At 68.6% G+C, this 17,751-nt stretch carries 28 protein-coding genes; 27 read left to right on the top strand and 1 reads right to left on the bottom strand.

Annotated elements, in window-relative coordinates; genetic code table 11:
* The first annotated feature begins 12 nt into the window (after nt 1-12).
* The 26 genes from rplV (at nt 13) to truA (ending at nt 14,646) form a co-directional block, all read left to right on the top strand.
* The gene (rplV, locus tag PHA84_RS07350; protein WP_270887536.1) at nt 13-381 is read left to right on the top strand and encodes a 50S ribosomal protein L22; all 369 of its coding nucleotides are present in this window, start codon (nt 13-15) and stop codon (nt 379-381) included.
* The gene (gene rpsC, locus PHA84_RS07355) at nt 381-1,199 is read left to right on the top strand and encodes a 30S ribosomal protein S3 (RefSeq protein ID WP_270887443.1); all 819 of its coding nucleotides are present in this window, start codon (nt 381-383) and stop codon (nt 1,197-1,199) included. The genes rplV and rpsC overlap by 1 nt, the downstream gene beginning before the upstream one ends.
* Before the next feature lie 2 nt (nt 1,200-1,201).
* Complete coding sequence (gene rplP, locus PHA84_RS07360; RefSeq protein ID WP_056883301.1) at nt 1,202-1,621, top strand: 50S ribosomal protein L16; 420 nt, start codon at nt 1,202-1,204, stop codon at nt 1,619-1,621.
* A complete protein-coding gene (gene rpmC / locus PHA84_RS07365) occupies nt 1,621-1,875 on the top strand; it encodes a 50S ribosomal protein L29 (RefSeq protein WP_270887444.1) in 255 nt (84 codons plus the stop codon). The genes rplP and rpmC overlap by 1 nt, the downstream gene beginning before the upstream one ends.
* Complete coding sequence (gene rpsQ, locus PHA84_RS07370; RefSeq protein WP_270887445.1) at nt 1,872-2,162, top strand: 30S ribosomal protein S17; 291 nt, start codon at nt 1,872-1,874, stop codon at nt 2,160-2,162. Before rpmC ends, rpsQ begins: the two co-directional genes overlap by 4 nt.
* Nucleotides 2,163-2,294: 132 nt before the next feature.
* Nucleotides 2,295-2,663 (top strand): 50S ribosomal protein L14, encoded by a 369-nt coding sequence (gene rplN, locus PHA84_RS07375; RefSeq protein WP_270887446.1) that lies wholly within the window; start codon nt 2,295-2,297, stop codon nt 2,661-2,663.
* A 3-nt stretch (nt 2,664-2,666) separates the two neighbouring features.
* Entirely contained in the window at nt 2,667-3,017 is a 351-nt protein-coding gene (gene rplX / locus PHA84_RS07380; RefSeq protein WP_270887447.1) for a 50S ribosomal protein L24, read from the top strand.
* A gap of 8 nt (nt 3,018-3,025) precedes the next feature.
* Nucleotides 3,026-3,604: a 50S ribosomal protein L5 gene (gene rplE / locus PHA84_RS07385; protein WP_270887448.1), complete on the top strand. Its 579-nt coding sequence runs from the start codon at nt 3,026-3,028 to the stop codon at nt 3,602-3,604.
* 1 nt (nt 3,605) lies between these two features.
* Nucleotides 3,606-3,791, top strand: a complete 186-nt coding sequence (locus tag PHA84_RS07390) for a type Z 30S ribosomal protein S14 (RefSeq protein WP_154684473.1) — start codon at nt 3,606-3,608, stop codon at nt 3,789-3,791.
* A gap of 92 nt (nt 3,792-3,883) precedes the next feature.
* A complete protein-coding gene (gene rpsH, locus PHA84_RS07395; RefSeq protein WP_270887449.1) occupies nt 3,884-4,282 on the top strand; it encodes a 30S ribosomal protein S8 in 399 nt (132 codons plus the stop codon).
* A 12-nt stretch (nt 4,283-4,294) separates the two neighbouring features.
* Nucleotides 4,295-4,834: a 50S ribosomal protein L6 gene (gene rplF, locus PHA84_RS07400; protein WP_270887450.1), complete on the top strand. Its 540-nt coding sequence runs from the start codon at nt 4,295-4,297 to the stop codon at nt 4,832-4,834.
* A gap of 3 nt (nt 4,835-4,837) precedes the next feature.
* Complete coding sequence (rplR, locus tag PHA84_RS07405) at nt 4,838-5,212, top strand: 50S ribosomal protein L18 (protein WP_270887451.1); 375 nt, start codon at nt 4,838-4,840, stop codon at nt 5,210-5,212.
* Nucleotides 5,213-5,258: 46 nt separating this feature from the next.
* On the top strand, nt 5,259-5,915 hold the full coding sequence (gene rpsE / locus PHA84_RS07410) for a 30S ribosomal protein S5 (protein WP_270887452.1): 657 nt from the start codon (nt 5,259-5,261) through the stop codon (nt 5,913-5,915).
* A complete protein-coding gene (rpmD, locus tag PHA84_RS07415; RefSeq protein ID WP_270887537.1) occupies nt 5,912-6,094 on the top strand; it encodes a 50S ribosomal protein L30 in 183 nt (60 codons plus the stop codon). Before rpsE ends, rpmD begins: the two co-directional genes overlap by 4 nt.
* A gap of 2 nt (nt 6,095-6,096) precedes the next feature.
* Complete coding sequence (rplO, locus tag PHA84_RS07420; protein ID WP_270887453.1) at nt 6,097-6,591, top strand: 50S ribosomal protein L15; 495 nt, start codon at nt 6,097-6,099, stop codon at nt 6,589-6,591.
* Nucleotides 6,592-6,781: 190 nt separating this feature from the next.
* Nucleotides 6,782-8,095, top strand: a complete 1,314-nt coding sequence (secY, locus tag PHA84_RS07425; RefSeq protein ID WP_270887454.1) for a preprotein translocase subunit SecY — start codon at nt 6,782-6,784, stop codon at nt 8,093-8,095.
* Nucleotides 8,095-8,670 carry an adenylate kinase gene (locus PHA84_RS07430; RefSeq protein ID WP_270887455.1) on the top strand — a complete coding sequence of 192 codons (576 nt, stop codon included), beginning with the start codon at nt 8,095-8,097 and terminating at the stop codon, nt 8,668-8,670. The genes secY and PHA84_RS07430 overlap by 1 nt, the downstream gene beginning before the upstream one ends.
* Entirely contained in the window at nt 8,670-9,512 is an 843-nt protein-coding gene (gene map / locus PHA84_RS07435) for a type I methionyl aminopeptidase (protein ID WP_270887456.1), read from the top strand. Before PHA84_RS07430 ends, map begins: the two co-directional genes overlap by 1 nt.
* A 161-nt stretch (nt 9,513-9,673) precedes the next feature.
* Nucleotides 9,674-9,895, top strand: a complete 222-nt coding sequence (gene infA / locus PHA84_RS07440) for a translation initiation factor IF-1 (protein WP_006946284.1) — start codon at nt 9,674-9,676, stop codon at nt 9,893-9,895.
* Nucleotides 9,896-9,949: 54 nt separating this feature from the next.
* The gene (gene rpmJ / locus PHA84_RS07445; RefSeq protein ID WP_010148647.1) at nt 9,950-10,063 is read left to right on the top strand and encodes a 50S ribosomal protein L36; all 114 of its coding nucleotides are present in this window, start codon (nt 9,950-9,952) and stop codon (nt 10,061-10,063) included.
* Between the two features lie 223 nt (nt 10,064-10,286).
* Nucleotides 10,287-10,664 (top strand): 30S ribosomal protein S13, encoded by a 378-nt coding sequence (gene rpsM / locus PHA84_RS07450; protein WP_270887457.1) that lies wholly within the window; start codon nt 10,287-10,289, stop codon nt 10,662-10,664.
* A complete protein-coding gene (gene rpsK, locus PHA84_RS07455; RefSeq protein ID WP_056883316.1) occupies nt 10,664-11,068 on the top strand; it encodes a 30S ribosomal protein S11 in 405 nt (134 codons plus the stop codon). Before rpsM ends, rpsK begins: the two co-directional genes overlap by 1 nt.
* A 26-nt stretch (nt 11,069-11,094) precedes the next feature.
* Nucleotides 11,095-11,703 (top strand): 30S ribosomal protein S4, encoded by a 609-nt coding sequence (gene rpsD / locus PHA84_RS07460; RefSeq protein ID WP_270887458.1) that lies wholly within the window; start codon nt 11,095-11,097, stop codon nt 11,701-11,703.
* Between the two features lie 143 nt (nt 11,704-11,846).
* Nucleotides 11,847-12,881 (top strand): DNA-directed RNA polymerase subunit alpha, encoded by a 1,035-nt coding sequence (locus tag PHA84_RS07465; protein WP_270887459.1) that lies wholly within the window; start codon nt 11,847-11,849, stop codon nt 12,879-12,881.
* Nucleotides 12,882-12,940: 59 nt separating this feature from the next.
* Nucleotides 12,941-13,588: a 50S ribosomal protein L17 gene (gene rplQ, locus PHA84_RS07470; RefSeq protein ID WP_270887460.1), complete on the top strand. Its 648-nt coding sequence runs from the start codon at nt 12,941-12,943 to the stop codon at nt 13,586-13,588.
* 215 nt (nt 13,589-13,803) lie between these two features.
* Entirely contained in the window at nt 13,804-14,646 is an 843-nt protein-coding gene (gene truA / locus PHA84_RS07475) for a tRNA pseudouridine(38-40) synthase TruA (RefSeq protein WP_270887538.1), read from the top strand.
* Nucleotides 14,647-14,767: 121 nt separating this feature from the next.
* Here truA and PHA84_RS07480 read toward each other — a convergent pair whose 3' ends face one another.
* The gene (locus PHA84_RS07480; RefSeq protein ID WP_270887461.1) at nt 14,768-15,664 is read right to left on the bottom strand and encodes a hypothetical protein; all 897 of its coding nucleotides are present in this window, start codon (nt 15,662-15,664) and stop codon (nt 14,768-14,770) included.
* Between the two features lie 329 nt (nt 15,665-15,993).
* Between PHA84_RS07480 and PHA84_RS07485 the strand changes: the two genes are divergently transcribed.
* Nucleotides 15,994-17,676 carry an ABC-F family ATP-binding cassette domain-containing protein gene (locus PHA84_RS07485; RefSeq protein ID WP_270887462.1) on the top strand — a complete coding sequence of 561 codons (1,683 nt, stop codon included), beginning with the start codon at nt 15,994-15,996 and terminating at the stop codon, nt 17,674-17,676.
* Nucleotides 17,677-17,751: the final 75 nt, after the last annotated feature.

Here is a 17,751-nt window from a genome sequence, read left to right on the forward strand (position 1 = left end):
AAGGACAACGTGATGGAAGCCAAGGCGAGCGCGCGGCACGTCCGCGTCACGCCGCAGAAGGCACGCCGTGTCGTGGACCTGATCCGCGGCAAGCAGGCCGTCGAGGCCGTGTCCGTGCTGCAGTTCGCGCCGCAGTCGGCGTCGGACCCGATCAAGAAGGTGCTCGAGAGCGCCATCGCCAACGCCCGCGTCAAGGCGGACCGGGCCTCGGAGGCCTTCGACGAGCGCAACCTGGTCATCAGCGCGGCCTTCGTGGACGAGGGCCCGACGATGAAGCGGTTCCGTCCACGGGCACAGGGCCGAGCGGCCCGAATCAACAAGCGCACCAGCCACATCACCGTGGTCGTCACGCCGAAGACCACCAAGGGAGGCACCCGCTAATGGGTCAGAAGGTCAACCCCCACGGCTTCCGCCTCGGCATCACCACCGAGCACAAGAGCCGCTGGTTCGCTGACTCCACCAAGGAGGGGCAGCGGTACCGCGACTACGTCAAGGAAGACGTCGCCATCCGCAAGCTCATGTCCGAGGGCATGGAGCGGGCCGGCATCTCCCGGGTCGAGATCGAGCGCACCCGTGACCGTGTCCGCGTGGACATCCACACCGCTCGTCCCGGCATCGTCATCGGTCGCCGTGGCGCCGAGGCCGACCGCATCCGCGGCGAGCTCGAGAAGCTCACCGGCAAGCAGGTGCAACTGAACATCCTCGAGGTCAAGAACCCCGAGATCGACAGCCAGCTGGTCGCCCAGGGCATCGCCGAGCAGCTTTCGGCCCGCGTGTCCTTCCGCCGTGCCATGCGCAAGGGCATGCAGTCCGCCACGCGCGCCGGCGCCAAGGGCATCCGGGTGCAGGTCTCCGGTCGCCTCGGCGGCGCGGAGATGTCGCGGACCGAGTTCTACCGCGAGGGCCGCGTGCCGCTGCACACCCTGCGCGCGAACATCGACTACGGCTTCTACGAGGCCCGCACCACCTTCGGCCGCATCGGCGTCAAGGTGTGGATCTACAAGGGTGACGTCACCGCCCGCGAGCTCGCGCAGCAGCAGGCCGCTGCCCCGCGTCCGAGCCGTGGCCCGCGCCGTGACGGCGCCGACCGACCCGCCCGCGCCCGTCGAGAGCGTCCCGACACGGCTGCCGAGCCGACCCCTGCCGAGCAGGCACCGGTCGAGGCTCCCGCGGTCGCGCCGAGCACAGAGGAGTCCTGAGCATGCTGATTCCCCGCCGAGTCAAGCACCGCAAGCAGCACCACCCGGGCCGCTCCGGCGCTGCCAAGGGCGGCACCAAGATCGCGTTCGGCGACTACGGCATCCAGGCCCTCGAGCCCGCCTACGTCACCAACCGCCAGATCGAGTCCGCTCGTATCGCGATGACGCGATACATGAAGCGTGGCGGAAAGGTGTGGATCAACATCTACCCCGACCGTCCGCTGACCAAGAAGCCCGCCGAGACCCGCATGGGTTCCGGTAAGGGCTCCCCCGAGTGGTGGATCGCCAACATCAAGCCAGGCCGCGTGATGTTCGAGGTGTCCGGAGTGTCCGAAGAGGTCGCCCGTGAGGCCATGCGTCTGGCGATGCACAAGCTCCCGATGAAGTGCCGTTTCGTTCGGCGTGAGGGTGGTGACATCTGATGGCAGTCGGATCAAAGGACCTGACGTCGGAGAACCTGCGGGGGCTGGACGCCGACCGCCTGGGCGACGAGCTCCGCAAGGCCAAGGAGGAGCTGTTCAACCTCCGGTTCCAGTCGGCCACCGGCCAGCTGGACAACCACGGCCGTCTGCGCGCGGTCCGCAAGGACATCGCGCGCATCTACACCGAGCTGCGTGAGCGCGAGCTGGGTATCGGACAGAGCCCCGCCGACACCAGCACGGAGACGTCAGCATGAGCAAGCACGCGAAGGATGAGGCCGTGACGGCTGCAGACCGCAACTACCGCAAGACCCGTCAGGGCTACGTGCTGAGCGACAAGATGGACAAGACCGTCGTGGTCGAGGTCGAGGACCGCGTCAAGCACGCGCTCTACGGCAAGGTCCTGCGCCGCTCCAGCAAGGTCAAGGCCCACGACGAGCAGAACGCCGCCGGCATCGGCGACCGCGTCCTGATCATGGAGACCCGTCCGCTGTCCGCCACCAAGCGCTGGCGCGTCGTCGAGATCCTCGAGAAGGCCAAGTAGTACCCGCCGCTCCGCCGCTCCCGCGGCATACCGGGCCGTCCGGCCGTATGCCGCGGGGCACGGAAACAGACCACCCACAGTTCGGCCAGGCTCACCGCGCGTGAGAACCGGCTCGACGACAGGAGTTAGACAGTGATCCAGCAGGAGTCGCGACTGCGTGTCGCCGACAACACTGGTGCCAAGGAGATCCTTTGCATCCGTGTTCTCGGTGGCTCGGGTCGTCGTTACGCCGGCATCGGTGACGTGATCGTCGCCGCCGTCAAGGACGCCATCCCCGGCGGCAACGTCAAGAAGGGCGACGTCGTCAAGGCCGTCATCGTGCGCACCACCAAGGAGCGTCGCCGTGGCGACGGCAGCTACATCAAGTTCGACGAGAACGCCGCCGTCATCCTCAAGGCCGATGGCGACCCCCGGGGCACCCGCATCTTCGGTCCTGTGGGCCGCGAGCTGCGTGACAAGAAGTTCATGAAGATCATCTCGCTCGCGCCGGAGGTGCTCTGAGCCATGGCCAAGAAGATGAAGATCAAGAAGGGCGACCTCGTCCAGGTCCTCACGGGCAAGGACAAGACCAAGCAGGGCAAGGTGATCGCGGTGTACCCCGAGACCGACCGCGTCCTCGTCGAGGGCGTGAACCGCGTGACGCGCCACACCAAGGCCGGTCAGACGGCCCGCGGCACGCGCACCGGTGGTCTGGTCGTCCAGGAGGCCGCGATCCACGTGAGCAACGTGGCGATCGTCGACCCGTCCGAGAAGAAGCCGACCCGGGTCAAGACCCGGGTCGAGACCGTCGAGCGCAACGGCCGTGACAAGGCCAGCCGCACCCGCGTCGCGGTGCGCTCGGGCAAGGATCTGTGAGAACAGCGATGACCACTCAGACCACTCAGACCCAGACCGCTGCGGCTCCTCGCCTCAAGGCTCGCTACGCCGCGGAGATCAAGGGCCAGCTGCAGCAGCAGTTCGGCTACTCCAACGTCATGCAGGTGCCCGGCGTCGTGAAGGTCGTCGTCAACATGGGCGTCGGTGACGCCGCCAAGGATGCCAAGCTCATCGAGGGTGCCGTCCGCGACCTCGGGGCCATCACGGGGCAGAAGCCCGTCGTGACCAGGGCTCGCAAGTCGATCGCGCAGTTCAAGCTGCGCGAGGGCATGCCGATCGGTGCGCACACCACGCTCCGCGGAGACCGGATGTGGGAGTTCCTCGACCGTCTGGTGTCCGTCGCCCTGCCGCGTATCCGTGACTTCCGCGGCCTGTCGCCCAAGCAGTTCGACGGCAAGGGCAACTACACCTTCGGCCTCAACGAGCAGTCGATGTTCCACGAGATCGACCAGGACCGCATCGACCGCGTGCGTGGCATGGACATCACCGTGGTGACCACGGCCACCAACGACGACGAGGGCCGCGCCCTGCTGAAGGCGCTCGGCTTCCCCTTCAAGGAGAACTGACATGGCGAAGACCGCCCTGGTCAACAAGGCCAACAAGAAGCCGAAGTTCAAGGTGCGCGGCTACACCCGGTGCCAGCGCTGCGGGCGTCCCCACTCGGTGTACCGCAAGTTCGGCCTGTGCCGGATCTGCGTGCGCGAGATGGCTCACCGCGGTGAGCTGCCCGGTGTCACCAAGAGCTCCTGGTAAGACCACCACACATCCATCACTTGAACTTTTCTACATCGCAGGTCGCGGCGCAGGTCGCTGTGAAACCACGGTGAGAGAGGGCGGAGAAGCCCATGACCATGACTGACCCGATTGCGGACATGTTGACCCGCGTCCGGAACGCCAACGCGGCGCACCACGACGCAGTCTCCATGCCGTTCTCCAAGCTGAAGTCCCACATTGCCGAGATCCTCCAGGCCGAGGGCTACATCGCCTCCTGGAAGGTCGAGGACGCCGAGGTCGGCAAGACGCTCACGGTGGAGCTGAAGTACGGCCCCAACCGCGAGCGTTCCATCGCCGGCGTACGCCGGGTGTCCAAGCCCGGTCTGCGTGTCTACGCCAAGTCGACGAGCCTTCCCAAGGTGCTCGGCGGACTCGGTGTGGCCATCATTTCCACCTCGTCTGGTCTCCTCACGGACCGCCAGGCCGCTTCCAAGGGTGTGGGCGGGGAAGTCCTCGCCTACGTCTGGTAAGGGGTATTCGACATGTCGCGTATCGGACGACTGCCGGTCGCCATCCCCAGCGGTGTCGACATCACCATCGACGGCCAGGCCGTCAAGGTGAAGGGTCCCAAGGGCGAGCTCAGCCACGTCGTGGCGGAGCCGATCACCGTCGAGCGGGGTGACGAGGGCCTCCTGGAGGTCAAGCGGCCCAACGACGAGCGCCGGTCCCGTGCCCTGCACGGCCTGACCCGCTCGCTCATCAACAACATGGTGCTCGGTGTGACCGAGGGCTACGAGAAGCGGATGGAGATCCACGGCACGGGTTACCGCGTGGCCAACAAGGGCGGCAACCTCGAGTTCGCCCTCGGCTACAGCCACCCGATCACCGTGGAGGCCCCGGCGGGCATCTCCTTCGCCGTCGAGACCCCCACCCGCTTCGCGGTCCAGGGCATCGACAAGCAGCAGGTCGGCGAGGTCGCCGCTAACATCCGCAAGCTGCGCAAGCCCGACCCGTACAAGGGCAAGGGCGTGCGGTATGCGGGCGAGCAGATCCGTCGCAAGGTCGGAAAGGCCGGTAAGTAAGCCATGGCAATGATCGTCAAGCGCTCCAAGGGCAAGTCGGCCGCACGCGGCCGTCGCCACCTGCGCCTGCGCAAGAAGGTGACCGGTACGACCGGCCGCCCCCGTCTGGTGGTGTCGCGCTCCTCCCGGCACGTGTTCGTGCAGATCGTGGACGACACGGTCGGCAGGACCGTCGTCTCCGCCTCCACCATGGAGGCGGACCTGCGGTCCTTCGAGGGCGACAAGACCGCCAAGGCGCGTCGTGTCGGCGAGCTGCTCGCCGAGCGCGCGAAGAGCGCCGGCGTCGAGGCCGTCGTCTTCGACCGGGGCGGCAACAAGTACCACGGTCGGGTCGCCGCCATCGCCGAGGGCGCCCGCGAGGGTGGGCTGGCCCTGTGAGCCTCTCCACCATGAAGACCACTGTTACTGAGATGAGGAACATCTGATGCCCGGACCCCAGCGTCGAGGCACTGGAGCCGTCGGTGGCGACGCCCGCGGCGGAGGCGACCGCAACGACCGGCGGGGCGGCCGCGACAACCGTCGTGACGGTGGCCGTGACCAGGCTGAGAAGAGCGCCTACGTCGAGCGCGTCGTGACCATCAACCGCGTGGCCAAGGTCGTCAAGGGTGGCCGCCGCTTCAGCTTCACCGCCCTCGTGGTGGTCGGCGACGGCGACGGCACCGTGGGCGTCGGCTACGGCAAGGCCAAAGAGGTCCCCGCTGCCATCGCGAAGGGTGTCGAGGAGGCCAAGAAGCAGTTCTTCAAGGTCCCCCGCATCCAGGGCACCATCCCGCACCCGGTGCAGGGCGAGGCCGCTGCCGGTGTCGTCATGCTGCGCCCCGCCGCCCCCGGTACCGGCGTCATCGCCGGTGGCCCGGTCCGTGCGGTGCTCGAGTGCGCCGGCATCCACGACGTGCTGAGCAAGTCGCTCGGCTCGGACAACGCCATCAACATCGTCCACGCGGCGGTTGCGGCGCTGAAGGGTCTCGAGCGTCCGGAGGCCGTGGCCGCTCGGCGTGGCCTGCCGGTGGACCAGGTGGCCCCGGCCGCCATGCTCCGCGCGCAGGCCGCCGGCCGCGAGGCCGCGAAGGCTGGTGCCTGATGCGGCTCAAGGTGACCCAGACCCGTTCCGAGATCGGTGGCAAGCAGAACCAGCGTGACACGCTGCGCAGCCTCGGTCTGAAGCGCATCGGCGACGTCGTCGTCAAGGAGGACCGCCCCGAGATCCGGGGGATGGTCAAGACGGTGACCCACCTGGTCTCCGTCGAGGAGGTTGACTGACCATGGCTGACAACACGGCCAAGCAGGACGCGGCGACCCAGACCGCGCCCGAGGGTGCCGCCCTCAAGCTGCACCACCTGCGTCCGGCTCCCGGAGCCAAGACCGCCAAGACCCGCGTCGGTCGCGGCGAGGGCTCCAAGGGCAAGACGGCCGGACGCGGCACCAAGGGGACCAAGGCCCGCTACCAGGTGTCCGAGCGCTTCGAAGGCGGCGCCATGCCGCTGCACATGCGCCTGCCCAAGCTGCGTGGCTTCAAGAACCCCTTCAAGGTCGAGTACCAGGTCGTGAACCTGGACAAGATCTCCGCGCTGTACCCCAGCGGTGGCGACGTGACCGTCGACGACCTCGTGGCCAAGGGCGCCGTCCGCGACAACGCCCCGGTCAAGGTCCTCGGTACCGGCGAGATCACCGTCACGGTCAACGTGACCGCTGACAGGTTCTCGGCCAGCGCCAGGGAGAAGATCGAGGCCGCCGGCGGCTCGGTCACCTCTGCCTGAGCTCGTCCAGCTCGAGGGTATGCCGCGGGCTCACCGCTCAGGGTGAGCTCGCGGCATACCCGTCTGGCGGTCCCGGCGCGTCCCGGGTGGCCGCCCCTCGGTATCCCCGGCCATCGCTCGGGGTAACCTTCCAAGGATTGCCTGACCGTCGTCAGCGCGGCGGCCGAGCCCCGCGCCACCAGGAGGACCTGTGCTCACCGCCTTCACCCGCGCGTTCAAGACGCCGGACCTGCGCAGGAAGCTGCTGTTCACGCTCGCCATCGTCATCATCTTCCGGCTCGGGTCCCACGTCCCGGTGCCCGGCGTCAGCTACACGGCCGTCCAGGCGTGTATCAAGGGCGCTCCGAAGAACTCCGGGGTGCTGGGGCTGGCCAACCTCTTCAGCGGTGGGGCGCTGCTCCAGCTGTCGATCTTCGCGCTGGGGATCATGCCCTACATCACCGCGAGCATCATCGTGCAGCTGCTCACGGTGGTCATCCCGCGGTTCGAGGCCCTCAAGAAGGAGGGCCAGCAGGGCCAGACGAAGATGACGCAGTACACCCGGTACCTGACGATCGGTCTTGCGGTCCTGCAGTCGTCGACGCTCATCACGTTCGCCCAGAACCCGCAGGCGCTGTTCGGCCCCTCCTGCACCAACATCCTGCCCAACGACTCCATCCCGACGTTGGTCATCATGGTGCTCACCATGACGGCAGGCACCGGCGTGGTCATGTGGCTCGCCGAGCTCATCACCGACAAGGGCATCGGCAACGGCATGTCGCTGCTGATCTTCACCTCGATCGCCTCGACGTTCCCCGGGTCGCTGTGGGCCATCCAGCAGCAGGACGGGCGCTGGGACGTCTTCGTCGGCGTCATCCTGCTCGGCTTCCTCATCATCGCCTTGGTCGTGTTCGTCGAGCAGAGCCAGCGACGGATCCCCGTGCAGTACGCCAAGCGCCAGGTGGGCCGCCAGATGTACGGCGGGACGTCGACCTACATCCCCCTGAAGGTGAACATGGCCGGCGTCATCCCCGTGATCTTCGCCTCCTCGCTGCTCGCGCTCCCCTCCCTTCTGGCACAGTTCAACAGGTCCACCACCGGCGACCAGGCCGGCTGGGTGACGTGGGTCGAGCAGCACCTCGTCCGGGGTGACCACCCGATCTACATGATGATGTACATCGGGCTGATCCTGTTCTTCACGTTCTTCTACGTGTCGATCACGTTCAACCCGGTGGAGGTCGCCGACAACATGAAGCGGTACGGCGGCTTCATCCCAGGTATCCGCGCCGGGCGACCCACGGCCGAGTACCTCGACTACGTGCTCACCCGCATCACCGTCCCCGGGGCCATCTACCTCGGCCTCATCTCGCTGATTCCGCTGATCGCGCTCAAGCTCGTCAACGCCAACCAGAACTTCCCCTTCGGTGGGACCTCCATCCTCATCATCGTCGGTGTGGGGCTGGAGACGGTGAAGCAGATCGAGTCGCAGCTGCAGCAGCGCCATTACGAAGGGTTCCTCCGCTGATGCGTCTGATCATCCTCGGTCCTCCGGGTGCCGGTAAGGGCACGCAGGCCGCCAAGATCGCCGCCGACTTCGGCATCCCGGCCATCTCGACCGGCGACATCTTCCGCGCCAACATCAAGAACGAGACCGACCTCGGTCTGCAGGTCAAGGAGGTCCTGGCCGGCGGCGGCTACGTGACCGACGAGATCACCAACGCCATCGTGCGCGACCGGCTCTTCGAGGATGACGCGGAGCGGGGCTTCCTGCTCGACGGCTACCCGCGTACGGCCGCCCAGGTCGATGCGCTCGACGCGATCCTGGCCGAGCACGGACACTCCCTCGACGGGGTCCTCGAGCTCACGGTGGACGAGGACGCGGTGGTGTCCCGGCTGCTCAAGCGGGCCGGGACAGAGGGCCGGGAGGACGACAGCGAGGAGGTCATCCGCGAGCGGCAGGCGATCTACCGGCGGGAGACCGCTCCGCTGACGGACGTCTACTCGCGTCGGGGCCTGTTGGTGCAGGTGGACGGCATGGGGTCCGTGGACGAGGTCTTCGCCCGCATCACCGGGGCTCTCCAAGGGGTTGCTCACTCCTGATGTTCGGCAGGTCCCGCCTCGAGACCAAGACGCCAGACCAGATCCTGCGGATGCGCAGGGCCGGCCTGGTCGTGGGTCAGACCCTCCAGCTCATGGCGCAGACGCTGCGTCCCGGCATCACGACCAAGCAGCTCGACGAGCTCGCCGAGGAGCACATCCGTGGCTGCGGCGCGACGCCGTCGTTCCTGGGGTACCACGGCTTCACCGGCACGCTCTGCACGTCCGTAAACGAGGAGGTCGTCCACGGCATCCCCGGCCCCCGGGTGCTGCAGGACGGCGACCTGATCTCGATCGACTGCGGCGCCATCGTCGACGGCTGGCACGGTGACGCGGCGATCTCCCTCGTCGTGGGGGGCAGGGAGGCAGGTCGTCCGGAGGACCTCGCCCTCATCGACGCGACGGAGGACTCCATGTGGGCGGGCATCGCGGCGCTCTCGGTGGGGGAGTCGCTGTACGAGGTCGGCGCCGGCGTGGAGGACAGCGTCGCCGCGTCGGGAGAGCGCCACGGGCAGGACTACGGGATCGTCGAGGACTACGTCGGCCACGGGATCGGCACGCAGATGCACATGGACCCCCAGGTGCCCAACTACCGGGTGCGCGACAAGGGCCCGACCGTGCGGTCCGGGGTCACGGTGGCCATCGAGCCCATGGTGACCCTCGGCAGCGCGGAGACCCGAGTACTGCAGGACGACTGGACCGTGGTGACGACCGACGGCTCCCGAGCCGCGCACTGGGAGAACACCGTGGCCGTCACGGACGACGGGCTGTGGGTGCTCACGGCTCTCGACGGGGGCAAGGACCGGCTCCAGGCCCTCGGTGCGCGCTTCGGCCCCCTGGGCTGACCAACCCGCCAGCCGCGCGTCTCCTGCCGGCTGGGGGGGGACGGATTTCGTGGGCGGGGGGGTGCTGACGTAGACTCGTCTGTCGGCATGCGTATGCGCGCGTGCCGGTTTCATGCGTCCGGCCCACCGTGGGCCGTTCCATCCAGCAGATTGTGGAGGCTATGGCCAAGAAGGACGGTGTCATCGAGATCGAGGGCACGATCGTCGAGGCTCTCCCGAACGCGATGTTCCGGGTCGAGCTCACGAACGGTCACAAGGTTCTCGCGCACATCTCGGGGAAGATGCGCCAGCACTACATCCGGATCCTGCCTGAGGACCGTGTGGTGGTGGAGCTCAGCCCGTACGACCTGACCCGTGGCCGGATCGTCTTCCGCTACCGCTGAGCAGTACCCGCCGGCCAGCAGGTCGGTGGCCCAGATCGAGGCGAAGCAGAGGCTATGAAGGTCCAGCCGAGCGTCAAGAAGATCTGCGACAAGTGCAAGGTGATCCGCCGCCACGGTCGGGTCATGGTGATCTGCGAGAACCTGCGCCACAAGCAGCGTCAGGGCTGATCTCGGCCGGGCAGCCGCCCGGTCCTGCACGTCGCGTCTCTTCGAGGACGTACAAGTGAATTGAGTGACGCAGTACCCGGCCCCTGCCGGCAGGTGCATCGCACCGGCCCAGGACGTCACCCCCGGCCCGGAGGCCGGGGACCGGTGCCCCGAGGAAAGCTTCGGGAACACGCCCGGACCGGTACTGCACCAGACCTCCGGAGACCCTAAGGAAACACACAAGATGGCACGTCTTGTCGGTGTCGACCTGCCGCGCGAGAAGCGCGTCGAGGTCGCTCTCACCTACATCTTCGGAGTGGGCCGTACCCGCTCCCAGCAGGCGCTGACCGCCACCGGCGTCAGCCCCGACACCCGAGTCCGTGACCTCACGGACGAGGACCTGGTCAAGCTCCGCGACTACATCGAGGCGAACGTCCAGCACGAGGGTGACCTCCGTCGCGAGATCGCCGCCGATATCCGCCGCAAGGTCGAGATCGGCTCGTACGAGGGCCTGCGTCACCGCCGTGGCCTTCCGGTCCGCGGACAGCGCACCAAGACCAACGCGCGTACCCGCAAGGGCCCCAAGCGCACCGTGGCCGGCAAGAAGAAGGTTGGTAAGTAATGCCTCCCAAGGCTCGTACCGCTGGCGCCAAGAAGGTGCGCCGCAAGGAGAAGAAGAACGTCGCCCACGGGCACGCTCACATCAAGAGCACCTTCAACAACACCATCATCTCGATCACCGACCCGACCGGTGCCGTGATCTCCTGGGCCTCCGCCGGCCAGGTGGGCTTCAAGGGCTCGCGCAAGTCCACCCCGTTCGCCGCGCAGATGGCTGCCGAGGCCGCCGCCCGCCGCGCGATGGAGCACGGCATGCGCAAGGTCGACGTCTTCGTCAAGGGCCCGGGCTCCGGTCGTGAGACCGCCATCCGCTCCCTGACCGCCACCGGCCTGGAGGTGGGCGCGATCAGCGACGTCACCCCCTCGCCGCACAACGGTGTCCGTCCGCCCAAGCGCCGCCGCGTCTGACCTAACGGGAAGGTAGAAAGAAACTCATGGCCCGTTACACCGGACCCATCACCAAGAAGTCGCGTCGCCTGAAGGTCGACCTCGTCGGCGGCGACAAGAACTTCGAGCTCCGCCCGTTCCCGCCCGGTCAGCACGGCCGTCGCCGGATGCAGGAGAAGGAGTACCTCACCCAGCTGCAGGAGAAGCAGAAGGCCCGCTTCACCTACGGCGTCATGGAGAAGCAGTTCCGCGGGTACTACGAGGAGGCCTCGCGTCGCTCGGGCAAGACCGGCGAGACGCTGCTGCAGATCCTGGAGTCCCGGCTCGACAACGTCGTGTACCGCGCCGGTCTGGCTCGGACCCGTCGTGCGGCCCGCCAGCTCGTGACCCACGGTCACTTCGAGGTCAACGGCCGTCGCGTGGACGTCCCGTCCTACCGCGTTGAGCAGTACGACATCATCACCGTCCGCAAGCAGTCGGTGGAGACGTTCCCGTTCGAGCTGGCCCGCCAGACCTTCGGCGAGCGTCCGACCCCGGCCTGGATGCAGGTCGTCCCGGGCTCGCTGCAGATCATGATCCACCAGCTGCCCGTGCGGGAGCAGATCGACACGATCCTCACCGAGCAGCTGATCGTCGAGCTCTACTCGAAGAACTGATGCGTCGAGGTATGCCGCGTGGGTGACCACGCGGCATACCTCGCGTGTGGTCTGGCCACGGACAGAGGTGGACCAGCCGGCCGGGTGACACCCGGCACTTCCTCGGCGTCATATAGCGGTCGCCGACGAGAAAGGAAACACCCGTGCTCATCGCACAGCGCCCCTCCCTGAGCGAAGACGTCGTTGCGGACAACCGCAGCCGCTTCGTCATCGAGCCCCTCGAGCCTGGCTTCGGCTACACGCTCGGCAACTCCTTGCGCCGCACGCTCCTCTCGAGCATCCCGGGCGCCTCGGTCACCAGCATCCGCATCGACGGTGTGCTGCACGAGTTCTCCACGATCCCAGGGGTCAAGGAGGACGTCACCGAGATCATCCTCAACATCAAGGGCCTCGTCGTCTCCTCGGAGCACGACGAGCCGGTCGTCATGTACCTGCGCAAGCAGGGGTCGGGCGCCGTCACCGCGGCTGACATCGCGCCTCCGGCCGGCGTGGAGGTGCACAACCCCGAGTTGCACATCGCCACCCTGAACGGCAAGGGCAAGGTCGAGATGGAGCTGACCGTCGAGCGCGGTCGCGGCTATGTCTCCGCCAACCAGAACAAGTCCGGCGACCAGGAGATCGGCCGCATCCCGGTCGACTCCATCTACTCGCCGGTGCTCGCCGTGACGTACAAGGTCGAGGCGACGCGTGTCGAGCAGCGCACCGACTTCGACAAGCTCATCGTCGACGTCGAGACCAAGAACTCCATGGCTCCGCGGGACGCGATGGCCTCGGCCGGCAAGACGCTGGTGGAGCTGTTCGGCCTGGCCCGTGAGCTCAACGTCGAGGCGGAGGGCATCGACATGGGCCCCTCGCCGACGGACGCTGCGCTGGCTGCGGACCTCGCGCTGCCGATCGAGGACCTCGACCTGACGGTGCGGTCCTACAACTGCCTCAAGCGTGAGGGCATCCACACGGTGGGTGAGCTCGTCGGGCGCAGCGAGGCGGACCTGCTCGACATCCGCAACTTCGGTGCCAAGTCGATCGACGAGGTCAAGGCCAAGCTCGTCGGCATGGGGCTGCAGCTCAAGGACAGCCCGCCCGGCTTCGACCCGTCCGCGATCGCCGACAACTACGGCGACTACGACGACGACTTCGCTGACGACGGCCGCGCCCTTGCCGAGGACGAGCAGCTCTGACCAACCGCCGCTGACCGGGGCGGGCAACCGCCCCGGTCGCACACCAAGGAGAACAACACATGCCTACCCCCACCAAGGGTCCCCGTCTCGGCGGCGGTCCGGCGCACGAGCGGCTGATCCTGGCCAACCTGGCCAGCTCGCTGTTCGAGCACGACTCGATCACGACCACCGAGGCGAAGGCGAAGCGCCTGCGCCCGCTCGCCGAGCGCCTGGTGACCTTCGCCAAGCGCGGTGACCTGCATGCTCGTCGTCGCGTCCTGTCGGTCATCTCTGACAAGGGTGTCGTGCACCGTCTCTTCACCGAGATCGCGCCCGACATGGCGGAGCGTCCTGGCGGCTACACCCGGATCACCAAGATCGGTGCCCGCAAGGGTGACAACGCTCCGATGGCGGTCATCGAGCTGGTGCGCGAGCCCATCGCCAAGCGCGCGACGGTGAAGGAGGCGGAGGCAGCCACCAAGCGTGCCGCCAAGCAGCCTCCCGCCGCTGCGGACGCCGAAGCTGTCGAGGCGCCGCAGGCTGAGGAGGCGACCGAGGCCACCGAAGGCACCGAGTCTCCGGAGTCCACGGAGTCCACCGAGTCCGGCCAGGGCGCTGACGCTGTTGAAGGCGCTGACGCTGAGGCGGCTGACGCTGAGGCCAGCGACACGGCTGCGCCGGAGACCGGCGACGCGGGCCAGGCCGACGACGCCCAGGCGCCTGCCTGACAGCGTCACTGCGCACCAGAACGCGAGCAGGCACGGCCTGACCGCGCAGCGCACGTTCGCGGCACGTCCAGGGCCGCCCATTCCGCGGGATGGGCGGCTCTGTGCTTTCCGGGGCTCATCCCCTGACGGTCCCCCCGGTAGGGGACCGGGTCCGAGGCGCCGCTGGCTACGCTGTCGCCGTGGACCGGGAGCAGGGCGTCGCGCCGACAGCGCCGCTGCGGATCCGGCTCGACCTGGCGTACGACGGCACCGAGTTCTCCGGCTGGGCAGCACAACCGCGTCTGCGGACGGTGGAAGGCGAGCTGTCGAGGGTGCTCACCACCCTTCTGAGGTCCGACACACCCGTGCGGCTCACCGTCGCCGGGCGGACCGACGCGGGCGTCCACGCTCGCGGCCAGGTGGCGCACCTCGACGCCGGCGAGCACGCCTGGGCCGCCCTTCCCGGGCGGTCGACCCGTACACCTGAGGCCGCGGCGCTGACCCGGCTGAGTGGCCTGCTTCCCGGCGACATCGTCGTCCGGGATGTCCGCGTGGCCGCTCCCGGGTTCGACGCGCGCTTCTCGGCGCTGCGACGGCGCTACCTCTACCGGCTGTGTGACCGGTCGACGGCGCTGGACCCGCTGCGGCGCCGTGAGACGGTGGTGACCAGGGATCCGGTGGACGTCACGGCGATGCACGAGGCGGCTCAGCGCCTGCTAGGGCTTCGCGACTTCGCGGCCTTCTGCAAACGGCGAGAGGGCGCCAGCACGGTCCGCACCCTGCTGGAGTACTCCTGGCGACGCGACCCCGGCGGTGTCCTGGAGGCCACCGTCGTGGCTGATGCGTTCTGCCACTCGATGGTGCGTTCGCTGGTCGGGGCCGTGCTGCCGGTGGGGCAGGGCCGGCGGGAGGTCGGATGGCCCGCGCAGGTGCTGCGCGCGGCACGCCGCGATCCGGCCGTCGCGGTGATGCCTGCGCACGGCCTGTCGCTGGAGGAGGTCATTTACCCGCCTGACAAGGAGCTCGCGGCTCGAGCAGCGCAGGCCCGCGCCGTCCGCACGCTGGACGACGTGCCGTAGCGCGGCTGACCGGCCCACCCCCGTTCCCCGACCGGACTCACGTTTTTAGGCGTGTCGGGAGCCCGCGGCATACGACTCGCACAAAATGGTGAGTCCGGTCGGGAAGGAGGGGGCGGGCTGGTCAGGGGGCGAGCGCCGCGTAGCCGCTGGCGTCGTGGATGGCGATCCCGGCGAACCCAGGTGACTCGCCGAACGCGCCGGCGATGGCGGAGAGCTGCGCCTCGAACTGGGTCCCGGTCTGGCCGAAGAACGTCTGCTTCGTGTCCGCCGGCCCGTCACCCAGGAAGGTCGTCTCCTGGCCGACGCGCACAGGCCGCCCGAGCTGGGTACCCGCCTGGACCTCTGCCGCGGACAACGCGACGGAACCATCCGGCCCCGCCGCCAGGTTGCGGTACGCCATCACGGTGACGCCCGCAGTCCTGCGCAGCACCTCCCGGTCGAGGGTGGACCCGTTGGCCGCGACTCCGTCGAACCAGAAGGGGATGTCGGCCTCGAGCGGCGCAGACCCGGCGCTGGTACGCAGCGTGTCCAGGGTCGCGAGGTACTTCTTGACCACCGTCGCCTGCTTCGTCTGCCACGCGGTACCGGTGTACGGCTCGATGTCGGCGTGGACCCCGGTGAAGAGCCCGGTGGCCAGCGCCGGCCGCAGCCAGCTGTCCACGACCCTCGTGGGGTTGTCGACCCAGCCGGGGTCCCCACCGAGCGCGTCCACGCGCAGGCCTGCCGCCCTCGCGCGCCTCGAGAGGTCGATGAGGGAGGCGAGCTCGGGGGAGCTGTCGACGTGTGGCGGCACGGCGGCATAGAGCTGGCCGATCCCTCGCGACACCGCGAGGTCGACGGTCGCGGCCGGCGTCGAGGTGTCCCACACCCACATCGCCCGGGGCGCCGCCGGCGCAGCGACCGCCTGCGCAGCGACCGCCTGCGCAGCGAACGGCGCGGTAGACGCCTGGCCACCGGTCGCCGCTTGCGCGATGGTGGCTCCGGCCGTGCCGAGCGCACCCACGGCGAACGCGGACACGAGGAGGACCCTAGCCACCCGCAGAAGCGATGGGCGCAGGAGTGGGCGCAGGGGAACCACCGAAAGTCCTTACGAGGGTGGGAAGGGCCAGGGGAGGCCGCTGATGTCCGGGGAAAGACGAGGGCAGGGAGGGGGGAGCCGAGGGGAGACAAGGAAGACCAAGGGGGCAGACCAAGGGGAAGGCACCCCGATGGTCGCAGGGCGGGATGGGTCGGTTGCGCGACTTCTGGAAGCCTTGGGGAACCCTTTACCCGTAGGTCGGTCGTTCAGCCGAGCCGCAGGTGATATCCGGATGACTCGGCCGCCGTTCGTGCAGCACCCTTGCCCCTGTGGGTCATCTCGACATCAGCTCGGTGAGCTTCGTCCTGCCCGACGGCCGGCCGCTGCTCCGCGACGTCTCGCTGCGCGTCGGGGAGGGCGCCAAGGTGGCGCTCGTCGGGCCGAACGGAACAGGCAAGACCACCCTCGGGAGGATCGTCGGCGGCGATCTCGCCCCGCACGACGGCGCGGTGACCCGCTCGGGAGGGCTGGGAGTGATGCGCCAGTTCGTCGGCCAGCTGCGCGACGAGTCCACCGTCCGCGACCTGCTGGTGTCCGTGGCGCCCCCGCCGGTGCGCGATGCGGCAGCCGAGATCGACCGCACCGAGCTCGCCATGATGGAGCGCGACCGGGAGGCTGACCAGCTGGCCTACGCCCAGGCGCTGGTCAGCTGGGGGGACGTCGGCGGCTACGAGTACGAGACGCTCTGGGACGTCTGCACGGTCGCCGCTCTTGGCATGCCCTTCGACAAGGCGCAGTGGCGCACCGTGACCACCCTGTCCGGTGGCGAGCAGAAGCGGCTCGTCCTCGAGGCACTGCTGCGTGGCCCGGAGGACGTGCTGCTCCTCGATGAGCCGGACAACTACCTCGACGTGCCGGCCAAGCGATGGCTCGAGGAGCAGCTGATCGCCTCGCCCAAGACGGTCCTGTTCGTCAGCCACGACCGTGAGCTCCTCGACCGGGTGGCAACCCGGATCGCGACCCTGGAGCCGGGGAGTTCAGGGTCCACCCTGTGGGTGCACGCCGGAAGGTTCTCGACGTACCACGCGGCCCGCGAGCACCGGAACTCCACGTTGGAGGAGCAGCGCCGCCGCTGGGACGAGGAGCAGGCGAAGCTCAGGGGCCTGGTGCTGATGTACCGGCAGAAGGCCGCCTACAACTCCGATATGGCACCCAAGCTGCAGGCGGCGGAGACCCGGCTGCGGCGCTTCGAGGACGCCGGTCCTCCAGAGGCCGTTCCCACCAGGCAGAACGTCCGGATGCGGCTCCAGGGCGGCAGGACCGCCAAGCGCGCGGTCATCGCGCAGGCACTGGAGCTCACCGGCCTGATGAGGCCCTTCGACCTCGAGGTGTGGTTCGGCGAGCGCGTAGCCGTTCTGGGCAGCAACGGCTCGGGTAAGTCCCACTTCCTGCGTCTGGTCGCGGCGGGCGGCAGCGACCCCGACGCCGAGCACCGTCCGGTGGGTGACGTGGTGCCACCACCCGTCGCCCACACGGGTCGCCTACGGCTGGGGTCTCGGGTGCGGCCGGGCTGGTTCGCCCAGACGCACGAGCAGCCGGCACTGAGCGGTCGCACGCTGCTGCAGATCCTGCACCGGGGCGACGACCACCGCCCGGGACGTCCTCGCGAGGAGGCGGCCCGCGTGCTGGACCGCTACGGCTTGGCACGCGCCTCGGAGCAGACGTTCGACTCGCTGTCCGGCGGCCAGCAGGCGCGCTTCCAGATCCTGCTCCTGGAGCTGTCCGGAGCCACGTGTCTCCTGCTCGACGAGCCCACCGACAACCTCGACCTGCACTCGGCCGAAGCGCTCGAGGAGGCCTTGGCGGCCTTCGAGGGGACGGTGATCGCCGTGACGCACGACCGGTGGTTCGCGCGGAGTTTCGACCGGTTTCTGGTGTTCGGTGGCGATGGCCGAGTGTACGAGGCAGATGAGCCGGTATGGGACGAGCGCCGGGTCTCGCGCCTGCGCTGACCACTTGACGGGCATGGGAGCGTGTGGGGGCATGCACTCGCAGGCTCGCCCTGCGCACGCTGAGACGAAGACCGC

Origin of the sequence: Pedococcus sp. 5OH_020, from assembly GCF_027812955.1 — a bacterium.
In the GTDB taxonomy this organism is placed as follows: Bacteria; Actinomycetota; Actinomycetes; order Actinomycetales; family Dermatophilaceae; genus Pedococcus.

Excerpts from the sequence above, each read along its gene's own strand:
- rplV (WP_270887536.1), top strand. The coding sequence starts at position 13 with ATGGAAGCCAAGGCGAGCGCGCGGCACGTCCGCGTCACGCCGCAGAAG.
- rpsC (WP_270887443.1), top strand. The coding sequence starts at position 381 with ATGGGTCAGAAGGTCAACCCCCACGGCTTCCGCCTCGGCATCACCACC.
- rplP (WP_056883301.1), top strand. The coding sequence starts at position 1,202 with ATGCTGATTCCCCGCCGAGTCAAGCACCGCAAGCAGCACCACCCGGGC.
- rpmC (WP_270887444.1), top strand. The coding sequence starts at position 1,621 with ATGGCAGTCGGATCAAAGGACCTGACGTCGGAGAACCTGCGGGGGCTG.
- rpsQ (WP_270887445.1), top strand. The coding sequence starts at position 1,872 with ATGAGCAAGCACGCGAAGGATGAGGCCGTGACGGCTGCAGACCGCAAC.
- rplX (WP_270887447.1), top strand. The coding sequence starts at position 2,667 with ATGGCCAAGAAGATGAAGATCAAGAAGGGCGACCTCGTCCAGGTCCTC.
- rplE (WP_270887448.1), top strand. The coding sequence starts at position 3,026 with ATGACCACTCAGACCACTCAGACCCAGACCGCTGCGGCTCCTCGCCTC.
- PHA84_RS07390 (WP_154684473.1), top strand. The coding sequence starts at position 3,606 with ATGGCGAAGACCGCCCTGGTCAACAAGGCCAACAAGAAGCCGAAGTTC.
- rpsH (WP_270887449.1), top strand. The coding sequence starts at position 3,884 with ATGACCATGACTGACCCGATTGCGGACATGTTGACCCGCGTCCGGAAC.
- rplF (WP_270887450.1), top strand. The coding sequence starts at position 4,295 with ATGTCGCGTATCGGACGACTGCCGGTCGCCATCCCCAGCGGTGTCGAC.
- rplR (WP_270887451.1), top strand. The coding sequence starts at position 4,838 with ATGGCAATGATCGTCAAGCGCTCCAAGGGCAAGTCGGCCGCACGCGGC.
- rpsE (WP_270887452.1), top strand. The coding sequence starts at position 5,259 with ATGCCCGGACCCCAGCGTCGAGGCACTGGAGCCGTCGGTGGCGACGCC.
- rplO (WP_270887453.1), top strand. The coding sequence starts at position 6,097 with ATGGCTGACAACACGGCCAAGCAGGACGCGGCGACCCAGACCGCGCCC.
- PHA84_RS07430 (WP_270887455.1), top strand. The coding sequence starts at position 8,095 with ATGCGTCTGATCATCCTCGGTCCTCCGGGTGCCGGTAAGGGCACGCAG.
- map (WP_270887456.1), top strand. The coding sequence starts at position 8,670 with ATGTTCGGCAGGTCCCGCCTCGAGACCAAGACGCCAGACCAGATCCTG.
- infA (WP_006946284.1), top strand. The coding sequence starts at position 9,674 with ATGGCCAAGAAGGACGGTGTCATCGAGATCGAGGGCACGATCGTCGAG.
- rpmJ (WP_010148647.1), top strand. The coding sequence starts at position 9,950 with ATGAAGGTCCAGCCGAGCGTCAAGAAGATCTGCGACAAGTGCAAGGTG.
- rpsM (WP_270887457.1), top strand. The coding sequence starts at position 10,287 with ATGGCACGTCTTGTCGGTGTCGACCTGCCGCGCGAGAAGCGCGTCGAG.
- rpsK (WP_056883316.1), top strand. The coding sequence starts at position 10,664 with ATGCCTCCCAAGGCTCGTACCGCTGGCGCCAAGAAGGTGCGCCGCAAG.
- rpsD (WP_270887458.1), top strand. The coding sequence starts at position 11,095 with ATGGCCCGTTACACCGGACCCATCACCAAGAAGTCGCGTCGCCTGAAG.
- rplQ (WP_270887460.1), top strand. The coding sequence starts at position 12,941 with ATGCCTACCCCCACCAAGGGTCCCCGTCTCGGCGGCGGTCCGGCGCAC.